The following is a 13,640-nucleotide window of genomic DNA, read 5'->3' as shown; positions in this document are numbered from 1 at the left end:
AAGGTGGCAGGCAGGCAGCAAGGCGCGCGCGCGCGCGCGCGTGTGTGTGTGTGTGTGGCAGGCAGGCAGCGGGCAGGCAGGCGGGGGGGGGGGGGGGGGGGGGGGCGGTGGCAGGTGGCAGGCAGGCAGGTGGGTGGCAGGCAGGCAGGCGGGCGTGCGTGCGTGCGCGCGCGTGGGGGGGGGGGGGCGCGCGCGCGCGCGGGGTGGGTGTGTGTGTGTGTGCGCGAAAAAGGCAGGTAAGGTGGCAGGCGGCAGGCAGCGCAGCGCGCGGCAGCGGCAGGCGGCAGCGGCAGCGCGCGCGCGGTGCGCGCGGCGCGCGGCAGCGCGTGGCAGGCGCGCGGCGCGGTGCGCGGCGCGCGGCAGCGGGCAGCGCGGCAGCGGTGCGCGCAGCGCGGTGGTGGTGCGCGGGTAGCAGGCGCGGTAGCGGGCGCGCGCGCGGTGTGTGTGTGTGTGTGTGTGTGTGTGTGTGTGTGTGTGTGTGTGTGTGTGTGTGTGTGTGTGTGTGTGTGTGTGTGTGTGTGTGTGTGTGTGCGCGCGTGCGTGCGTGTGTGTGTGTGTGTGTGTGTGTGTGTGTGTGTGTGTGTGTGTGTGTGTGTGTGTGTGTGTGTGTGTGTGTGTGTGTGTGTGTGTGTGTGTGTGTGTGTGTGTGTGTGTGTGTGTGTGTGTGTGTGTGTGTGTGTGTGTGAAAATCTCCGAATTCTTGGCCCTTTCCGGCCGAATTTCAACCCATTTATGCAATTCTCTCGAACCCTCTTTCGGGGCCTTATTTGGCCGTTTTTCTCGGCCTTATAGAGTCATTTATACCCCCTTCCCGGGGTGGTTTACAACCCCCTTTCCGGGGTGCATCACGCGCCTTATCTGTGTAATTCCTGGGATTCTCCGCGCCCCCTCCCGGGGTTTTGGGCACGGAAAAGCCCCCTCCGTAGAGGGGGCCGATCCGGTGTTTGTGCTGGTCAGATGGCGTCGCCCTGCTCGGCAGTGTCGGCAGCGTCATCCTGCGGTTCGGTCTTCTCGTATCCGCGCTGTTCGTAGAAGTGGATGAGCTGGGGCAGGGTCCACCTTTCCTTTCCGTCCTGGCCGATGATTCCGACCGGGAATCCGTTGTTGGAGCCCTTGTCGCGACGGCTCTTGTGCTGGCGGATCAGCTCCGCCTTGATGGCGTAGCCGTGGGTCGTCAGCTCGTGGGCGATCTCGGCGATCGTGAGGAGCACGGGGCGCTCTGGGGCGCCCTGGGGGCCCTCGGCGCCGGCCTGGCCGGGGATGAGCCGGAGCCTGTCACGCTGAGGTGTCACGCCGGGTGTCACGCTGGGGTCGAGCGTGACACCGCGACCTGCGGTTTCGTCGCTCAGACCCCCCTCAGAGGCCCCTCGGAGGGCTTCGGGCAGCTTGTCACGTGACACGCCCTGGAGGAGCCGCGGGAGGCTCTTCGGGGAGGGCTTGGGTGCGGTCCCCCAGAGGCCGGCGGCCGGGTCGAAGCCGGTCGCCTTGCGCTGCTCGATGGCCCAGGCCCGCAGCTCCTCGGGCTCCGCGAAGCAGGTCTGCACCCAGTACTGGGAATTGCCTTCCACGACCATCATGCGTCCGGCCTTGTCGATGGATTCCGGAACGGGCGTGGTGCCGATGACGTTCTTCCAGCTATTCACGGTGAAGTTGCCCATGAGCTTGAGCCGGAAAAGGTTCCGCAGGCCCTTTCCGCCCAATGCCTGGTCCCTCAGATCCTGGAAGATAGCGAGAATGTTTCCGTGGACGTGGCGGCCAAGTCGGGCGCCGGATGCGACCGTGCCCCAAATCGAATCGGCCGCGCGATCCTTCGAGCCGAATTCGTCATCCTTCGTCTTGCGGTTGTCGTCCCACCATTCGCGGGAGACGTCCGCGAATTCGTTGGCCTCCTCGATGAGGATGAGCATGCCCGGGAATTCCGCGCTCTTGTCCGCTTCCGCGATGGCGCTCCGGGCGGAAATCTCCTCTACGGCCCACTCAATTCCCGCGCGCATATCCTGCGGGTTCAGCGGGTCGTTGTAGACGTAGACGCCGGGCACGCCGATGTAGATATCGACGCTGACGCGCTTCACGTCGGCGGCCATGATGTGGTAGCCCTGCCGGATGAGCTGGGCAATAACCATCTGGCAGAACGCGGACTTTCCTCCGCCCGTGCCGACGGACAGCGCCCAGTGCGGGGTCTCCCCGTCCAACTGCTTGATGACGATGCGGCCGAAGGGGTCCTTTCCGACGACGATTTCGCCCTTCTTGCAGTTGGCGATGGCCTCCTGAATGTCGGGGTCGAAGAAGCCGACGCGCTCCGGGCATTCCGGGGCGGGCTTGGGCGGGGGCTTGTGGGTGTAGACGGCCGTGTGGTCCTCGCCCTTGAAGTCCCAGCGGCTCACCCACTCCCCCGGCAGCCGGGAGTTGACCAGCTCGTTCAGGTTCTCGCGTTCGGTGGTCGAGCCGCGGAACTCCCACGGAAGCCGGACGACGATCCGGGCGTCATCGGCGCCCAGGTGGTCCGGCAGGTGCAGCCAGGTCTCCATCGGCTCGTCGTCCGGCAGCTTCAGGTCGTCGCGCAGAACGACCCAGATCTGCGGCCCGTACCGCTGGGCGTCGGTGGGCTCGGGGACCACGCCCCACATGCCGCGCCCGCCGGGTCCGGTGACGGCCGCGGCGACGAACCCCAGGAAGGCCAGCACGAGGGCCAGGACGGCCCAGCCGTGCAACGCGGGCACGTTCCACGCGATGAGCAGCGCCAGGCCGCCCACACGGGCCAGGGAGCGCGCGGCGTAGGGCCAGCGGGCCCAGACGGCCACGGCGCGGGCGACGGCTGTCACGACGGGCGCCACGGCCTCGTACAGGCTGCGGAAGAAGCGGCCGATGGCGCACAGCACGCGCCACGCGGAACGGGCCCAGCCGCCCACGCGCACGGCCCAGCGGCCGGCCACCTCCACGACGCGGGCCCCGTGGCCCTCGTACTGGGTGACGAGCTGCACGGCCTTGACCGCCCACGGGCGCGGCTCACGGCGCGGAACCTTGACCAGGCTCACCCTCGGCGCGGCGATGGCGACGGAACCGAGCTGGGCGACGGGCGCCAGCTCCTTCTTCGCGGCGGCCGGCGCCGTGCCCATGCGCCAGAACGTGGCGTCGGACTTCGGCTCGCCCCACAGCTGACGGCCCCCGAGGAACCGGAAGACGAACGCGATGACGGCGAACAGGGCCTTGAAGAAGCCTCCCAGAGCGCGGAAGAAGCCTCCCCCGCCCCCGCGCATGGCACGGGCGATGGCGCGGGCCTCGTTGCGGGGACCGCCGAAGAGCTTGAACGCGGCCCAGGCCAGGACGGCCAGGACCACCAGGCCGCCACCGGTCCCGAGGCTGTTGAGGTCAATGTCGAGAGTCCCACCGCCGGTTTTGGGCGGGGGACTGGAAGTTGCCGTGTGGACGGCTGATGTGTGGGCCAGGATCAGCACGGAGTTCCCCTCGTACTCGTGGAAGGGGACCCGCTCGCCCGGCAGGAGTTCTCTGGCAGGAGTGGCCTGCCGGGCGGAGCGAATCCCCAGTCTGGGACCGCCCGAATAGGCGATCATCGCTGGTCGGTCTGACAGTTGGGGAGCCGGTTTCCGCTTGCGGGCCCGGCTCCCGGGACGTTCGTGGATGTTGTCCGTCGAACCGGACAGCGCCGTGTGTCCCCCGTGGGGGACATTCGCGGTGACCTGGGCAGAGGGCCGTGAGTGTCCTGGGACAGTCCATGGACACTCACGGCCCCGCGGGTCACAGGTAGAGGCCGGTGTGGTCGTCGGTCTGCTTGGCCTGGTTGGCCTGGCGGACGTACTTCTTGACCGTGGCCGCGAACTTCGGGTCGGACGTCCGGCCGAACCGGTCGCCCAGGGACCGGACGATGTAGTCGGCGTCCGTCGCCCCGTCCGCCAGGGCGTCCTTCACGGCCGAGGCGATCGAGATCCGGCGCGGCTTCTGCTCCGGGACGCGCTCCCCCTGGTCCTCGTGCTGGGCGGCGGCGGGCGGGGTGGGGTCGGTCTCGCCCCGGACGTCCGGGCGGATGCTCCGCACGTTGTCGATGGTGCTGACCTGGGCGGATACGGGCTCGGCCGGATATCCGTCCTCATCCGCGCGGACATCCGGGGCCTTGAAGAGCGGGTTGCCGGGGGCCGGACGGACGGCGGATGCGATCTCCGCCGGAGTCTCGGACGGCGCGGATACGGCGGATGTGGCGGAGGGGTAGGCGGACGACTCGACGGCGGCGGGTGCGGACGTCTGCGTCATGCCGAGCCACTCGGCCACCTCGCCTCGGGTGCGCTCGGCCGCAAGCAGTTCCAGCGCGGCGCGCTGCTCGGCACGGGCGGCCTTGCGGCGGACACCTGCGATGGCGCGCTGGGCGTCGGCCTTGCTGGCCTCGGCCTCCACCCACTGCTGGTCACGGGCGGACAGGTCCGCGTTGACGAACCGCATGATCCCCATCCACAGCACCTTGGCGAACAGGGAGACGGCCGCGCCGACCACGCCCAGGGCGACGTTCCCGGCCAGCAGGCCGTGCCAGAAGATCGCGCCCATGGTCGCGGCCAGCAGCAGCCACCCGAGCTTCTTGGCGAACTTCCGCTTCTTCGGGTCGAAGCGGCCCAGGTACTCCATGAGCACGTTGACGATCCACGCCAGGTCGAAGACGGCCGCGGCGATGTACCCGACACCGCCCTGAAGCAGGGCGCCGATGGAGAAGGTGGACCAGACGACGGCGATCGTCGTCAGCGCCATGACGACCGTGACGGCGGCCATGATGGCGCGCTGGTCCCAGTCGGCCGGCAGCTTCGGGATACGGACGTCGTACTGCTCGGTGACGTCGTGCGCGATGCCGTCCACCACGTGCTGGACGACCCGCTCACGCTTCTCGGTCTTGAACTTCACTGTGTGTCCTTCGAGGTCAGATGGGTGATACGAGTGCGAGAGATGCGAGCCGTCGCACGAGTGCGATAGGTGCGACGGCTCGCACGGGTCATCACGTGACGATCAGGTGGGCGGGGTGGCCGTTGACCATGTGGTCGACGCACGCCGGGCAGTCCTCACGCGGCTTGAGGTGCGCGTGCGCCTCACGGCTGGCGTAGGCGTGGAACCAGCACTGACGGCACTCACCGCGCGGCGGGTTGGTCGCCTTCTGGCTGGCCATCACCACCACCTCGACTCGGTCTTCTTGGCGACCGTGGCGGCGGCGTGCTCCGTGATGACGGCCTGGCGCGCGGACTTCGCGGCGGACAACTCCGCGCTGAGGCGCTCCTCGGCGTCCCGGAACACGCGGTCGATCGCGCGGTCCGCCTTCGACGTCGACTTGTGCCGGGCCACCTTGGCGACGCCGCGGCTGACGTGCACCGCGAACCGGGCCTGCTCACCGCCGGACAGCGCGGAGACCTCACCGTTGCGGACCCGCTGGAGACGGGACTCCGTCTCGCGGATCAGGCGGTCGAGCTGGCGGGTGTTGGGCTTGGCCATGGTCAGCCCCTCCTCGGGTACGAGTGGCCGGCGGGCGGGTACGGCGTGGTCGGGTCGTAGGCGATGCCGAAGAGGACGACCTCCTCGAAGACGGGATCGACGTACGTCGCCTTGCCCCCGTCGTCGAACGCGGCGTCGACCGCGTCCAGGAGGGCGTAGGTCCGGGCGTCGTCCTCGTTCTTGGTCTCGCGATGGAGGCTCATCGCTGGCCCCCGATCCCGGCCTTCGCGGCAGCGGCGCGCTGGAGAGCGGCGGCGGCCTCGGAGGCACGGCGGGCGGCTTCAGCAGCAGCGGCGGCGGCCTCGCGGGCGGCCTGAGCCTGGGCGCTGGTGTCGGACACGGCGATCACCCGGCCAGCGCGACGGACGTGCGGAGCTTGCGGGCGCCGCGGTGGATGTGGGAGTACACGGCACCCGGGGACCGGTGCATCCGGTCCGCGATGGCGCGATGCGTCAGGCCCTGGGCCGCGAGCTTGATGGCCGTGCACTGCGAGGCGGACAGGTCCGCCAGGGCGAGCGCGTCACCATCGGCCGGCGGGACCGCGGGGAGCGCGAGGGACGCCAGGACGTCCGTCCAGTCCTGGGGCTTCTCGCTGGCCCGCTTCGGGCGGTACTGGTCGATGGCCGCGCGGAACGCGATGGACCGCAGCCACCCGTACGCCCGGGAGTCGTCGGCCTTGAGCTGGGAGAGGGAGAGCGCGGCGCGAAGCCAGGTCTCCGACACGACGTCCTCAGCCGTGGCGTGGTCCCTGGTCTTCAGCGTGGCGAACGCCAGCAGCCGCGAGTTGTAGAGGCGGAACAGCTTGTCGAGGCGTTCCGCAGACTCGGCCGACAACGGGCCTGCCTGCGAAGACGCGGGGCGAGCGTCGATACGATCCATAGAGGATCGGTCCCTTCTGGTAGCTCAGTCGGGTTCGGTCTCAGGCCCCGGGCACGGTCGTAGGACACCGGCTCGGGGCCGCTTCGAGCTGAAGCCCCATGGTTATCTATAACACTGCCAATGTCAACGACGCGAGTTGACTAGAACACTGCGAGCCAGCATGGATAGAATGCGAGTGATCTAGGCATTAGCTATCCAGAGCTTTCGGAAGGACCGCCATGACCCCGCCGAACGTCGACAGGACGCCGCCGTACATGCAGGTGGTGAAGCAACTCCGGCAGCAGATCGTTGACGGGGCGCTGAAGGACGGCGACAAGATCCCATCCGTACGGGAGATCTCCGAGCGCTGGCAGATCTCCATGGCTACCGGGCACAAGGTGCTGGCCACCCTCCGGGCGGACGGCCTTGTGGAGTCGATCGTGGGCGTCGGCACCATCGTCCGGACGAAGTCCAACGTCCACCGCTCAGCCCGCGACCGCTTCACGCGGATGCTGTCCACCGGCCGCATCTACGCGCCCGGCGAGTACGCCGTGATCACGGCAGCCGAGTTGGCCCCGGCCCCCGCGCACATCGCGGACACCCTCGGCATCGAGGAGGGCCAGCAGGCCGTCCGGCGCCACCGGATCACGAACAACGAGGACGGCCCCGTGTCGGCTTCAACCTCCTGGTTCCACGCCGACCTGGCCGAGACGGTCCCCGCCTTGCTGAGCACAGACCGCATCCCCGGCGGCACCCCGTCCGCCATCAGGGAAGCCACAGGCCGAGAGGCCCGCAGCGCAGAGGACCGGATGACCGTCGGCTCAGCTGATGCCCAGCAGGCCGAAGAGCTGGGCATCGAGGTTGGCTCGCCCGTACTGATCGGCCGCAACGTCCTGCGCGACGCTGACGGCGAGGTCATCGAAGCGGGCGAGTACGTCTCGGGCGCCGGCCGCTGGACCCTCTACGAGTACGAGCTGGGCGAGCGGGACTGACCCCGCACGGCACACTGGACCGACTACCGAGACGAGGGAACACCCCGATGCCCGAAGACCCGATCGCGCAAGGCGAGATCGCCGCGCTGACCCGCCGCTACGAGAACGCGCTCCAGATCGTCCGGGGCGACATCGCCGCCATGGACAACCGGCTGATGACCGTCGAAGAGAAGCTGGACGGCTTCATCACCGAACAGCGCGAGGCGAACACTGCTCAGCAGACCGCGAACGCGCAGATCATCGAGCTTCTGTCCGGTCTGGTGGGCAGGACGCCGAACGGCGACTGAAGTGGTGTCCCTACCGGCAGTAGGGGTGTCCGCTACGCGGCGTAAGCTGCACAGATCAACTGAACAAGATCCGTAAACGCGAAAACCCGCACCGGATCTCTCAAGGGGTCGAAGCCTTGGGAGGTCGAAGTCCGGTAACGGGTTCGCGTTGACCTAGCAGTCACTGCCGAGTGTAAGGCAGGGGTGGGGAGATTTCTCCTCCCCCCTCCCGATGATCACTCTGGCGGTGGCCCAGAAAGGCGCACGTGTCCCACCAGGCCACCGAAGACCAGACGTCGGACTCTGACGTCCCCCCGCAGCGGCGGGGGAACGTCTCGAACCTCGAACGCGGCGGCATCCCCGCCGGATGCAGGCCCATCGCGGGCATGAAGCGCGGGTGGTTCTACCGCGAGGGCAACCGCACGATCCTCCACCGCGCGAACACCGAGGACACCCCGCTGTCGATCGGCACCGTGCCCGAGGTGATCGGCCGGATCGTCCACCTCACCGATGACGGCCAGGACATCCGTACCGAGTACCTGGTCCGCGGCAAGCGCCAGCGCAACCCGCGCATCCTCACCGAGGACGAGCTGGACCGCGGCACCTGGGCCGCGAAGACCGGCGGGCGGCGCCCGACCGGCAACGACGAGCGGCACGCGTTCGCCCGGCTGATCCGCGAGGAGGGCGACAAGGCGCCCGAGATCGCCGCGCGGACGTACTACAACGACGCCGGGGACCTGGTCCTGCCGGACGCCGACGCGCAGACCCTCGGGTACCGCACGCTGCGGGGCACCGAGGAGAACGCCCGCCAGGCGTGGGACGAGATCGGCGCCTGGATGTCGATGGACGGCAAGAGCGCGTTGGTGGCCGGCGCCTTCTTCGCGGGCCCCGTGCTGGACAGCCTGGACATGCTGGCGCACATGGTGTCGGTGCACGGCCCCGGCCAGCAGGGCAAGAGCACGATCCTCGTGGTGTGCGCGTCCTGCTTCGGGGACCTCAAGCCCCGGCGCCAGTCCCTGATGACGACGTGGAACAGCTCGAAGCAGGGCATCACCCAGTCGCTCCGGCAGCGCGGCTACCTGCCCGTGGCGCTGGACGAGCACAGCTCCAGCGGCCGGACCATCAAGGAGTCGTCCCGGGAGATCAGTCAGATGGTGGCCGGGGCGATCCGGGCCATGGGCACGGCGGACGGCTCGCCGCGCGAGGCTGACGGGTTCTGGCACTCCGTGATCCTCTCCAGCAGCAACGAGCCGCTGAAGTTCGAGGGGCAGACCGAGGACCTGGCCTCGCGCCTTCAGGAGTTCCGGGCGCCGTTCTTCCCGAACAAGATGGTCGACGCGGACGGGGCGCCGGCCGAACCGGGGCACCGGGGTGCCGAGCACATCAGCAAGCGGCTGAAGCGGCTCGGGAAGGATCACGGCGGGTGGCCGATCGAGTGGGCCGTACGCCTGGGCATGTTCCGCGAGGAGAACCTGAAGCGGCTCAAGCGGCTCCACCTGGAGCTGTGCGCGAAGTACCGCCCCGCCCAGGGCGGCATCGCCGCGACCATTGCCGAGCTGCACATGGCGTGGGTGGTCGGCGCGCACATGCTGGGCACCGCCATCGGCGTGCCGACCCTCGGCGCGGTCGCGGAGACCGAGGCCGCCGCACGGCTGGCCGAGGCGATCGAGGTTGCGGCCGAGGCCAACGTCCCCGACCACGAGAAGCTGTGGAACGCGCTGGACGCGCTCCGCATCGAGGCGTCCGCCTTCCCGACCATGGAGAAGCTGCCCACGGTCGCCGAAGAGGGGTTCCGGAAGGTCAAGGGCTTCCACGACGAGAACGAGTGGTGGGTTGGCGATCCCGTCGTACGGGAGGCAGCCACCCAGGCCGGGATCGACAACGTCACCGCTGCACTGCGGCGGCTCGCTGACCTGAAGGTCCACATGCGGGGTGAGGGCAAGGACGCTCAGCGGCAGACCCCCAAGCCACTGCGGCGGGAGTTTCCCTTCGTGCCCCGCCGGATGCACTGCTTCGACACCCGGCGGGCGGGCGATCTGTTCTCCCCGGACGACGCCCCGGAGACGGGCGGACCGACCGAGTTCCCGTGCGGACCGACCCCCGGACCGACCCCCGGACCGACCCAGGTCGGTCCGGAAAATGTGCCTCTGACCTGCGGCGGACCGACCGGACCGACCGGACCGACCCTTTCGCTCTTCGACTTCTCTACAGAGTCCGGGCCGACCCCGGAACCGACCCCCGTTCCGGCGATGCCGAGCGAGCCTCCCGCGGTGCCGTACCCGCCGGCCGTGGCGCGGGTGGACGATGCCGAGTTCGCGGCGCTGTCCGCGAAGGCGTCGGGCATGACGCGGTCCGCGGTGCGGTTCGGCGTGCTCGGGATGGATGAGGACCAGGCGGCGCGGCTGTGGCTGCCGAACTGCGAACCGGTACGCGTACCGCTTCCGGGCGGGGTGGATGACACGGCCGAGCTGATGGCCGCGTACGAGCTGAAGACACTGTGGGTGCACGAGTCGGCCGGTACGGCGATGGGCCTGCCCTCCTATGAGGAGCGGGTGGGGGACGACCTGGCGTCCTATGGCGGGCCGCAGGCCCCGATGCCGCACCCGTGGGTGACTCCCAGGGAGGGTTCGCCGCTGGTGGTTCAGGGCGGGGGGCTCTCGTGCTGGGTGACGGTGAAGTCGACCGAGGACGCGAAGCTGCGGCTGTCGGTGGCGCTGCCGATGTACGAGGACCGTCTCGACCGGTCCGACGAGCTGGGCCGGGGCGGCTGGGGTGCGGCGGCAACACCGGCGGTGCTGCTGGACGCGCTGATGGTCTTCCTGATGTCGACGGTGCACGGTCCCGCCGACCGTCCCAAGGTGATCCCGTACTACCTGAGCCCGAACACGACCGCGAAGGACTTCGCGGGGGGCCGGGGGCGCGCTGAGGTCGTCGTCTCCCAGGCGATCCGGGAGAGGGCGGTTCCTCCGGCCTTCACCGGTGCGGTCAAGCCCGTGATGGACATGCAGTGGACCCGCGACCCGGGGCACCTCACCGAGGTTGAGCGGGGTTCGGTGTGGCTGCACCAGTACGACAAGAACGCGGCCTGGCTCGGGGCGTTCTCCGGGGCCAAGCTCGGGGTGGGCGACCCCGACCACTTCCCCGAAGGGTGCGGCTACGACCCGGAGAAGGCGGGGTACTGGCGGGTGCGGGAGATCCCGGGCACCGGGCTGGCCGACCTTCCCGACCTGCTGATCACTGAGGCGGAGGAGGGCGGCTACTGGCTGCGGACTCCGGGGATGGACCTGCTGATCGACCTGTACGACGGGTGGGCGCCCGACGTGATCGAGGCCTGGGTGTGGAAGGACACCCGGCGGGCCCTGTACTCGATGTACGAGAAGATCCGCACCTCCCGTGAACACATCCTGGCCGCCATCGAGCAGGGCCGGGCCGGGGCCCGCTATGCCAAGCAGGTCAACGGGATGATGTACCAGTCCTTCCGCGGCTACCTCGGGCGCCGCAACCCCCAGACCGACCACACCACCGGCCAGGCGTACGCGGGTGACATCTGGTGGCGGCCCGACTGGGCACAGATGATCCTCGATCTGGCCCTGGCCAACACCTACCGCAACCTGCGGGACTTCGCCGCCAGCGGACACCTCCCGCTCTCCCTGCGGGTGGATGCCGCCACCTTCGCCAGCAACGAGCCCGATCCGCTCGCCGCGAAGCCGGACGCGATGGACATCGGCAAGGGCGGTCGGCAGTGGAAGCCGGAACTGAGCGTGCCCTTCGCTGAGCTGCTGCCCCACCTCGACGCCGGGAAGAAGATGCCCCGCGCGATGCGGGCCTACCAGGAGCACCAGGCCAAGGAGGGGAACTGATGGGACTGTTCGGACGCATCTTCAAGCGCAAGGGCAAGGAGGAGGCGCCTGCGGCGCCGGCACCCACTCCCGCACCGCCTCCGGCGGCAGGACCGCCACCGGAGGGCAAGAAGCCAGGGCTGTTCGGGCGGCTGAAGGACAAGGTCCGGCGCAAGCCCAAGGAGGCACCGCCGGAGGCTCCCCCCGCGGCCCCGCCCGCTCCCCCGGCGCCTCCCGGCCCCCCCACTGCCCCTCCGGCTGCCGAGGGGCCGGAGGAAGGCCCGGAGGAGGGCGCGGGCCCTGGCATCGGCGCTCCGAGCGGTGAGAGCGAGGAAGAGCGCGAGCGCCGGTACGCGAACGCCCCCAGCTCCCTCACCGTGACCGTGTCCGGGCGGTGGGTGCTCAGTAAGAACATCTGGAACGCCACCGTGACCGGCACCCTGCACGGCGCGGACGTCGAAGGGTTCCTTCGGGCCATGGACGGTGAAGGCGACCTGAACCACTACATCGAGGAGATCGTCATCGACTTCGCCCCCGAAGTCGGGCCCGCCATCGACGCTGAAGCGTCGGAGTACACCACTCCCGACTACACCCTCTGAGAGCGGCGAAGAGGCCCCTACCGATGCCGGTACGGGCCTCTTCTGGTTGTCGCGTGGGGCTGTCGCGTCGTCTGCTGTCGCGTGCTGTGACCTGGGCGGACGGCCCCGGACCCCCGGGTGTGGGGCGGGCGCGACAGGCACGGCAGACAGACCCGGGGGTGATATGGGTGCGACGCGTCGCACGGCTCGCACGGGTGCGCAAGGTGCGAGGCATCCGAGGGGTAGCCTCCGTGCGAGCGCGGCCCCGCCGGGAGCCGCCAGGAGTGGAAGGAGGTGACGGCGTGGCCGATACCGAGGTCGACATCGTGGGGACGCTCAAGGGCGGCGTGGGCAAGACCCGTCTCGCGATGATGATGGCGCTCTACCTCGTGACCGTGAAGAAGCGCAGCGTCTACCTGATCGACGGCGACACCATCAGCCAGACCGCGTACGACTGGATGAAGGACGCCCAGCGGGCCCCGGGCGTGACCTGGCCCGAGCGGCTCACCGTGGTGCGGCACCCGTTCGAGGACATCGACGAGCACATCGACACCGTGGTGAAGAAGGCCGACCACGATCACGTGATCGGGGACATCGGAGGCGGCAACCGCGCGGTGTTCGAGGCCGCGCTGACCCGCGCCAAGCGGCTGTTCGTTCCGGTCGGGGCGGACCCCTCGGAGACGCGCAAGCTCCCGGCAACCTGGAAGTCGGCGCGCAACGCGGCGGCCGACAGCACAGTCGGCGGGTTCGCCGGGTACGTGGTCCTCTCCCGCACCGACCACAACACCTCGCTGCCCAGGGAAGCCCGGGACCAACTCACCGTGGAACGGCAGGCCGCGGGACGCGAGCCGTACCCGCTGTGCGATACCGAGCTGGTCAAGCGCGTGGCCTACCAGCGCGCGTACGCGACCGTGCCCCGCGACTTCCTCGACGTGCCGGCACTGCTGGCGGAAGTCGGCGTCATCGAGAAGGAGTCCGCGTGATGGTCAAGCCCACCTCGTTCCTCCCGCCGGACGACGAGGACGACGAGGAGGTCACCCCCGAGGTCACCAGGGAGCACCTGGAACGCGAGCGGAAGGCCGCCGAGGCCAAAGCCCGGCAGGCCGCCCGGGAGTCCAAGACGCGCCGTTCCTGGTACACCAGCTCGGACGCCGCGGACCTCTTCCAGGTGGCCGTGGACGACATCCACCACGCCACGAGGGTGCCCAAACACGAGGTGGTGGCCGCGCTGTTGGAGGCCGCCGTGGGGCAGGCCGAGCGGGTGCAGCGGAAGCTGTCGAAGAAGGCGCACGTCTCGCACTCGTGATACGGCTCGCACGGGTGCGAGGCGTATCACGCAAGGTCAGCGGCATGGAGCCCCTGTGACTGGTTCAGGTCACGGGGGCTCTTTCTCGCCAACCTGTCGGCACGGCGTGCGTCGCCCTTGCTCCCCGTGTCGGGTTGCCCCTACATTCGTCGTGTCGGGTTAACCCGACAAGGGCCGGGGGTCTCTCCGGTCCTCCCACGACCCGAAGGGGGCGGCACCATGACGACCGAGAACACGACCACGGCGGACCTCCCGCAGTACGCGGCACACTCCGGCCGCATCACCCTGGCCCACGCCAACACCGAGCCGGACGCCCGACT

General features: G+C 69.6%; 13 protein-coding genes. 6 read left to right on the top strand and 7 right to left on the bottom strand.

What is annotated here, in order from left to right; all coding sequences use genetic code 11:
* Window positions 1-953: 953 nt before the first annotated feature.
* The 7 genes from ACQP17_RS34240 to ACQP17_RS34210 all read right to left on the bottom strand — a co-directional run bounded on the left by ACQP17_RS34240 (window position 954) and on the right by ACQP17_RS34210 (window position 6,315).
* Complete coding sequence (locus tag ACQP17_RS34240; protein WP_433860108.1) at window positions 954-3,572, bottom strand: hypothetical protein; 2,619 nt, start codon at window positions 3,570-3,572, stop codon at window positions 954-956.
* 184 nt (window positions 3,573-3,756) lie between these two features.
* Window positions 3,757-4,902 carry a hypothetical protein gene (locus ACQP17_RS34235; RefSeq protein WP_433860107.1) on the bottom strand — a complete coding sequence of 382 codons (1,146 nt, stop codon included), beginning with the start codon at window positions 4,900-4,902 and terminating at the stop codon, window positions 3,757-3,759.
* A gap of 91 nt (window positions 4,903-4,993) precedes the next feature.
* Entirely contained in the window at window positions 4,994-5,161 is a 168-nt protein-coding gene (locus ACQP17_RS34230) for a pRL2-8 (RefSeq protein ID WP_433860106.1), read from the bottom strand.
* A complete protein-coding gene (locus tag ACQP17_RS34225; RefSeq protein ID WP_433860105.1) occupies window positions 5,161-5,481 on the bottom strand; it encodes a hypothetical protein in 321 nt (106 codons plus the stop codon). The genes ACQP17_RS34230 and ACQP17_RS34225 overlap by 1 nt, the downstream gene beginning before the upstream one ends.
* Before the next feature lie 2 nt (window positions 5,482-5,483).
* Window positions 5,484-5,684: a hypothetical protein gene (locus ACQP17_RS34220; protein WP_433860104.1), complete on the bottom strand. Its 201-nt coding sequence runs from the start codon at window positions 5,682-5,684 to the stop codon at window positions 5,484-5,486.
* Window positions 5,681-5,821, bottom strand: coding sequence for a hypothetical protein (locus ACQP17_RS34215; RefSeq protein ID WP_433860103.1), 141 nt, complete (start codon window positions 5,819-5,821; stop codon window positions 5,681-5,683). The genes ACQP17_RS34220 and ACQP17_RS34215 overlap by 4 nt, the downstream gene beginning before the upstream one ends.
* A gap of 5 nt (window positions 5,822-5,826) precedes the next feature.
* Window positions 5,827-6,315: an RNA polymerase sigma factor gene (locus tag ACQP17_RS34210; protein WP_433860102.1), complete on the bottom strand. Its 489-nt coding sequence runs from the start codon at window positions 6,313-6,315 to the stop codon at window positions 5,827-5,829.
* A 263-nt stretch (window positions 6,316-6,578) separates the two neighbouring features.
* Here ACQP17_RS34210 and ACQP17_RS34205 point away from each other — a divergent pair, with 263 nt between their 5' ends.
* The 6 genes from ACQP17_RS34205 (at window position 6,579) to ACQP17_RS34180 (ending at window position 13,320) form a co-directional block, all read left to right on the top strand.
* Window positions 6,579-7,331 (top strand): GntR family transcriptional regulator, encoded by a 753-nt coding sequence (locus ACQP17_RS34205; protein WP_433860101.1) that lies wholly within the window; start codon window positions 6,579-6,581, stop codon window positions 7,329-7,331.
* 47 nt (window positions 7,332-7,378) lie between these two features.
* On the top strand, window positions 7,379-7,618 hold the full coding sequence (locus ACQP17_RS34200) for a hypothetical protein (RefSeq protein WP_433860100.1): 240 nt from the start codon (window positions 7,379-7,381) through the stop codon (window positions 7,616-7,618).
* A gap of 245 nt (window positions 7,619-7,863) precedes the next feature.
* A complete protein-coding gene (locus ACQP17_RS34195) occupies window positions 7,864-11,457 on the top strand; it encodes a DUF927 domain-containing protein (RefSeq protein WP_433860099.1) in 3,594 nt (1,197 codons plus the stop codon).
* Window positions 11,457-12,035 (top strand): hypothetical protein, encoded by a 579-nt coding sequence (locus tag ACQP17_RS34190; protein ID WP_433860098.1) that lies wholly within the window; start codon window positions 11,457-11,459, stop codon window positions 12,033-12,035. The genes ACQP17_RS34195 and ACQP17_RS34190 overlap by 1 nt, the downstream gene beginning before the upstream one ends.
* Window positions 12,036-12,316: 281 nt before the next feature.
* Window positions 12,317-12,997, top strand: a complete 681-nt coding sequence (locus tag ACQP17_RS34185; protein WP_433860097.1) for a ParA family protein — start codon at window positions 12,317-12,319, stop codon at window positions 12,995-12,997.
* On the top strand, window positions 12,997-13,320 hold the full coding sequence (locus ACQP17_RS34180; protein ID WP_433860096.1) for a hypothetical protein: 324 nt from the start codon (window positions 12,997-12,999) through the stop codon (window positions 13,318-13,320). The genes ACQP17_RS34185 and ACQP17_RS34180 overlap by 1 nt, the downstream gene beginning before the upstream one ends.
* Window positions 13,321-13,640: the final 320 nt, after the last annotated feature.

This window comes from Streptomyces kronopolitis (assembly GCF_050953795.1).
Classification (GTDB): Bacteria; Actinomycetota; Actinomycetes; order Streptomycetales; family Streptomycetaceae; genus Streptomyces; species Streptomyces kronopolitis_A.
This window is presented reverse-complemented; position numbering and strand designations above follow the sequence as displayed.

Coding starts and splice junctions, on each gene's coding strand:
- ACQP17_RS34190 (WP_433860098.1), top strand. CDS start 11,457: ATGGGACTGTTCGGACGCATCTTCAAGCGCAAGGGCAAGGAGGAGGCG.
- ACQP17_RS34220 (WP_433860104.1), bottom strand. CDS start 5,684: ATGAGCCTCCATCGCGAGACCAAGAACGAGGACGACGCCCGGACCTAC.
- ACQP17_RS34240 (WP_433860108.1), bottom strand. CDS start 3,572: ATGATCGCCTATTCGGGCGGTCCCAGACTGGGGATTCGCTCCGCCCGG.
- ACQP17_RS34205 (WP_433860101.1), top strand. CDS start 6,579: ATGACCCCGCCGAACGTCGACAGGACGCCGCCGTACATGCAGGTGGTG.
- ACQP17_RS34225 (WP_433860105.1), bottom strand. CDS start 5,481: ATGGCCAAGCCCAACACCCGCCAGCTCGACCGCCTGATCCGCGAGACG.
- ACQP17_RS34200 (WP_433860100.1), top strand. CDS start 7,379: ATGCCCGAAGACCCGATCGCGCAAGGCGAGATCGCCGCGCTGACCCGC.
- ACQP17_RS34180 (WP_433860096.1), top strand. CDS start 12,997: ATGGTCAAGCCCACCTCGTTCCTCCCGCCGGACGACGAGGACGACGAG.
- ACQP17_RS34230 (WP_433860106.1), bottom strand. CDS start 5,161: ATGGCCAGCCAGAAGGCGACCAACCCGCCGCGCGGTGAGTGCCGTCAG.